Raw genomic sequence first — 4,588 nt, forward strand, 5'->3', positions numbered from 1 at the left:
TTAAATTTAATGCCCCGCGCTACGCGGTCGCGCCGTCATACATAGCGCGCCCGAAATCAGCTCGGCGCGCAAGATAAAATTTTAAAATTTAGCCCTATTTTAGGGCTAAATTTTATCTCGCGGCGGGCGGCGAGCTGATAAATAAACAAATCAATAAACGTAAAATCAGCAAAGCTAAAAATCGTCTCGCTCTCATAAAATCATCGCACGACCATCGCGACTATCGCCTCGCTCGCGCAGAAACGTATTAATCTCGCGCCTACGTAACGCGAAAATGTAAAATATAGTCGCGCAATCGTCGCAATAATCCGCACGATCGCGCAAAACTCGTCGTGCCAATTTCGGCGCCTGCGTAAAATTTAATCTCGCGAAGCTGTACGCCAGCGTAAAATGCGTAAAATTACCGCGCTAACGCCGCACTGGCGCAAAACTGCTGTCTATTTAAAAAGCTCGGTAGAAAGATACCTCTCGCCGGTATCGCAGAGGATCGTAACGATCACTTTACCCTTGTTTTCGGGCTTGGCGGCAATCTGCGCGGCAGCATAAACATTCGCGCCGCTTGAAATGCCCACGAGCAGGCCCTCTTTTTGTGCCAGCTGTCTAGCTGCCGCAAACGCATCGTCGTTCTCAACGCTCAAAAAGCCGTCGATGACGCTTCTATCAAGATTATCAGGGATAAAATTTGCGCCGATGCCCTGAATTTTATGCCCACCCGCACTGCCGCACGTAAGAAGCGGCGAGCTAGCAGGCTCCACGCCGTAGGCTTTTAGGTTTGGATTTTTAGATTTTAAAAATTTCGCCGTGCCGCTGAGCGTGCCGCCGGTACCAAATCCCGCGACTAAAATATCTACCTTGCCGCCGCTTTGCTCCCAAATTTCAGGTCCAGTGCTTTGGAAATGCGCTTTTGGATTGCTCGGGTTATCAAACTGGCTCGGGATGAAGCTATTTGGAGTGCTCGCAGCCAGCTCATTTGCTCTATCTACTGCGCCTTTCATTCCAAATTTCGGATCAGTCAGCTCGATTTTAGCACCGAATGCAGCGATGAGCTTTTGGCGCTCGATACTCATCGAGCTTGGCATCGTTAAAATTAGCTTCATACCGAGCTTCGCCGCGATCATCGCAAGCCCCACGCCCGTGTTTCCGCTGGTAGGCTCTATCAAAACGCTATTTTTGTCGATCTTGCCCGAGCTTAGCGCGTCTTTTACGATCTGCCACGCGATGCGATCCTTGACCGAGTGGCTTGGGTTTAAAAATTCCGCCTTGGCTAAGATGAGGGCATTTTTGCCAAACGTATTGATTCTAACTAACGGAGTATTGCCGATGAGCTCCGTAACATCGTTTGCTATTTTCATATTTTTCCTTTAAATGCTGAAATTTAAATACTGGACGCTTCGCGCCATCATCTCCTCATAGCTGCTTAGAGGCTCGTTAAATATCTCTGCCAGCTTAACGTCGAATTTCTCAAAAAACGCCCGCAGTCCGGGATCACTCATCTGAATGCTAGTCATCCGCAGATCCTTCTCAAGAGCGGTAAAAATTTCACCGAAAGTAATCTCGCTAGCATCTCTGGCTAGGTGATAGCCGCCGTTTTTGCCTTTGATACTACACACTAGCTTCTCGTTTCTAAGGGTATTTAGAATTTGCTCCAAATAATTCTTAGAAACTCCCGTACGCTCGGCGATCTCTTTTATACTTATCGGCGCTACTTCGCTAGCTTTGGCGATCTGCAAAATCGCAGCCAGCCCATAAACGCCCTTTGTGCTTAAAAGTGCCATTATTTCAGTGCCTCACTAAGATCATAAATCAAATCGTTCGCGTCCTCTATACCCACGCTTAGGCGGATTAGGCTCGCAGGCACGCCAGCGCGGTTTAGCTGCTCCTCGTTTAGCTGCGAATGCGTCGTGCTCGCAGGATGAGTGATGATCGACTTCGTATCGCCGATATTTGCTACGACAGAGAAAATTTTAACCTTACTAACCGCCTTTAGCGCTGTTTCTTCGCTATCTACGATGAAGCTCATCAGACTGCTTGCATAGCCGTTTTTAAATTTCGCTTTGATCGCGGCATTAAATGGCGAGCTTGCAAGCCCCGGATAATTGACCTGCTTTACCTTCGGATGATTTTGCAAAAATTCTGCTATCTTTAGCGCGTTTTGCGAGTGTTTTTGCATGCGAAGCGGCAGTGTTTCAAGCCCCTGGATGAGCTGAAACGCGTTAAACGGCGATAGTGTCGCACCAATATCGCGAAGCAGGGACAAGCGAATCCTAAGCGTATAAATGTCGAAATTATCTACTAAATCTGCATAAACTAAGCCGTGGTAGCTCTCATCGGGCTCGTTGAAATGTGCGTAACGCGGATTGCCTTTGAGTTTGGAATTTAACCCCTTGCCCGAAACGATCGCGCCCGCGATGCTAAGACCTTGCCCACTTATATATTTACTAGCGCTGTGGATTACGACGTCCGCGCCGTCATCAAGCGGATTGTAAAGCGCAGGGCTTGGGATCGTGTTATCCGCAATCGTTACTAAGCCGTGCTTATTTGCGATTGTAGCGATTTTAGCGGTATTTGCAACCGAAATTTGAGGATTTGAAAGCGTCTCAAAAAAGATCGCTCTAGTCTTATCGTCGATTAAACCTTCCAAATTATCTGCCGTTTCGGAGTCAAAAACCCTAGCTTCGATGCCAAAGCGCTTGATCGTATGCGCCAAAAGCGTAGTTGCGCCACCGTAAATTTTCTCCGCGATGATGATATTTTCGCCTGCCGCGGCTAAATTTGCCACCGCAAAAAATATCGCCGCCTGCCCACTAGAGACCGCGATTGCGGCTTTGCCGTTTTCCAGCGCCGCAAGTCGCGCCTCAAAAACATCAGTAGTAGGATTTGTCAAACGCCCATAAATCGGCCCTAGATCACGCAGCGCGAAGCGATCGGCGGCCTTTTTGCTAGAACCGAAGTTAAACGCGGTGCTTTGATAAATGGGAACAGCCATCGTGCCGTAGCCTGCGACGGAGTCGTAACCAAAATGAGTTGCGAGGGTTTCTTTTTGCATTTTTGTCCTTTGTAAAAAATTTGGCGAATAATAGCGAAATTTTAAAATAAAGTCAAGTATTTTTATATGATTTTAAAATGCCTATAATACGGGATTTTCTAAAAAAAATGTTATTAAAATATAGTTTTATAATATGCGTAATTTTGCCAAAATTTCGAATTTTGCTATAATGCCCGCTTTAATTAAGGAAAAATCATGCAAATCAAAGAAAAAGATGAGCGCGTTAAATATATCCGCGCGTTAGAACGCTTCGTAAAATCAGCCGTAGCACTGCTAAAGCGCGAGGATTTCGACGCAGAGCTTTTTGCGAAGCGAATAGCTAAAAACTACGAAATTTTATCTAAAGCGGCCGCTGTAAATCTCGATAGCCCCTACACCAAGGCGCTTGAGAGCTTTGCCAAAAACGTCCTTGATGCTAGCGAGGCAGGACAGATCAGCGATGCTGCGTTTAGATCGGCGCTACAGCATGAAGCAAACGCTCTGCAAAAGCTCAAAAACAATAAGAGTTACAAAAAAGACAAGCACAAAATCGATTTTTTAAAGGATTATTAGATGAAAACCGTGATTTTTGATATGGATGGCACGCTGCTTGACTCTTCGCGCGCGATCGAAATCAGCGTCAATAACACTCGCCGCGAGCTCTACGGTCTAGCACCGCTGCAAAAGAATTTCATCGTCCACACCATCAACGATCCGAGCAAAAACGCCTTTTTAGAATTTTACGGCAAAACCGAAGCGAGCGCCGAAGAGCTTGCGTTTTTTGAAAAAGAATTCGTAAGCAATTACCGCGATTTCGCCGTGCTTTACGAGGGTATCGAAGATCTTTTGCACTCGTGCAAAAAAGCAGGATTTTTTCTCGCAGTCGCCTCCAATGCGCCTTCCTATACCCTAAGCGCGATCTTAGAAAAAACGGGGGTGCGCAGGCTATTTGATCTGGTCGTAGGCGCAAACGAGCAGATGCCATCAAAGCCCAACCCTGCGATGCTGCTACACGTAATATCGCGCTCGCCGCACAAAAACGCGATTTTTTTAGGCGATAGCAAAAAGGATGAGTTAGCCGCGATTCGTGGCGCAGAATTTTTACAAAATTTAGAATTTCAAGGCGGCAATGACGGCGAGAGCTTAAATGCTAGCCGTGGCACTAATAAAAAGAATTTTAGCGCTAGCGAGGGCTTAAACTCTTGCGGCAAAAATCTTAACGCGGATGAAAAATTTCGCCCTAACGACACAGGTGCTGACGGGGCGGCAACGCTAAGCTTTAAAGGTGCCAAAATTTCCGCAAAAGCAGAAGCGACGGAAAGCGCACAAGCTGCAGCAGCGCGATGTTTTCAGGCAAACTTGGCAGATCTAAGAGGCACAAAACTTGAGTATTTGCAGGTATGCTGGGGGTTTGGCGAGCCTAGCGAACTAAGTCGCAATGCCCTAAGCATCACGCAAGCGCGCGAAATCATCGGCGGAATTTAAAGTAGCCTGGCTTTTGAGCATAGCTAATTAAAGTAGTATTGTAGCAGGGTAAAATCACGCTTAGGCTCTTAAAACGGA

At 46.8% G+C, this 4,588-nt stretch carries 5 protein-coding genes; 2 read left to right on the top strand and 3 right to left on the bottom strand.

Translation table 11 applies throughout. The features are described from left to right. Window positions 1–437 precede the first annotated feature (437 nt). The 3 genes from cysK to Q0198_RS01925 are packed head-to-tail and all read right to left on the bottom strand — an operon-like array spanning window position 438 to window position 3,046. Entirely contained in the window at window positions 438–1,352 is a 915-nt protein-coding gene (cysK, locus tag Q0198_RS01915; protein WP_295151870.1) for a cysteine synthase A, read from the bottom strand. A gap of 9 nt (window positions 1,353–1,361) precedes the next feature. Beyond that, window positions 1,362–1,775 carry an Rrf2 family transcriptional regulator gene (locus Q0198_RS01920; RefSeq protein ID WP_177387438.1) on the bottom strand — a complete coding sequence of 138 codons (414 nt, stop codon included), beginning with the start codon at window positions 1,773–1,775 and terminating at the stop codon, window positions 1,362–1,364. After that, entirely contained in the window at window positions 1,775–3,046 is a 1,272-nt protein-coding gene (locus tag Q0198_RS01925) for an aminotransferase class I/II-fold pyridoxal phosphate-dependent enzyme (protein ID WP_297894377.1), read from the bottom strand. Before Q0198_RS01925 ends, Q0198_RS01920 begins: the two co-directional genes overlap by 1 nt. A gap of 192 nt (window positions 3,047–3,238) precedes the next feature. Between Q0198_RS01925 and Q0198_RS01930 the strand changes: the two genes are divergently transcribed. Both Q0198_RS01930 and Q0198_RS01935 read left to right on the top strand, forming a co-directional pair. Next, window positions 3,239–3,598, top strand: coding sequence for a hypothetical protein (locus tag Q0198_RS01930; protein WP_297882019.1), 360 nt, complete (start codon window positions 3,239–3,241; stop codon window positions 3,596–3,598). Continuing rightward, entirely contained in the window at window positions 3,599–4,510 is a 912-nt protein-coding gene (locus Q0198_RS01935; RefSeq protein ID WP_297894378.1) for an HAD family hydrolase, read from the top strand. Window positions 4,511–4,588: the final 78 nt, after the last annotated feature.

The sequence above is a fragment of the uncultured Campylobacter sp. genome (genome assembly GCF_938045205.1).
In the GTDB taxonomy this organism is placed as follows: domain Bacteria; phylum Campylobacterota; class Campylobacteria; order Campylobacterales; family Campylobacteraceae; genus Campylobacter_B.

Bases quoted from the DNA above. Each gene is read 5' to 3' on its own strand.
- cysK (WP_295151870.1), bottom strand. From the start codon at position 1,352: ATGAAAATAGCAAACGATGTTACGGAGCTCATCGGCAATACTCCGTTA.
- Q0198_RS01920 (WP_177387438.1), bottom strand. From the start codon at position 1,775: ATGGCACTTTTAAGCACAAAGGGCGTTTATGGGCTGGCTGCGATTTTG.
- Q0198_RS01925 (WP_297894377.1), bottom strand. From the start codon at position 3,046: ATGCAAAAAGAAACCCTCGCAACTCATTTTGGTTACGACTCCGTCGCA.
- Q0198_RS01935 (WP_297894378.1), top strand. From the start codon at position 3,599: ATGAAAACCGTGATTTTTGATATGGATGGCACGCTGCTTGACTCTTCG.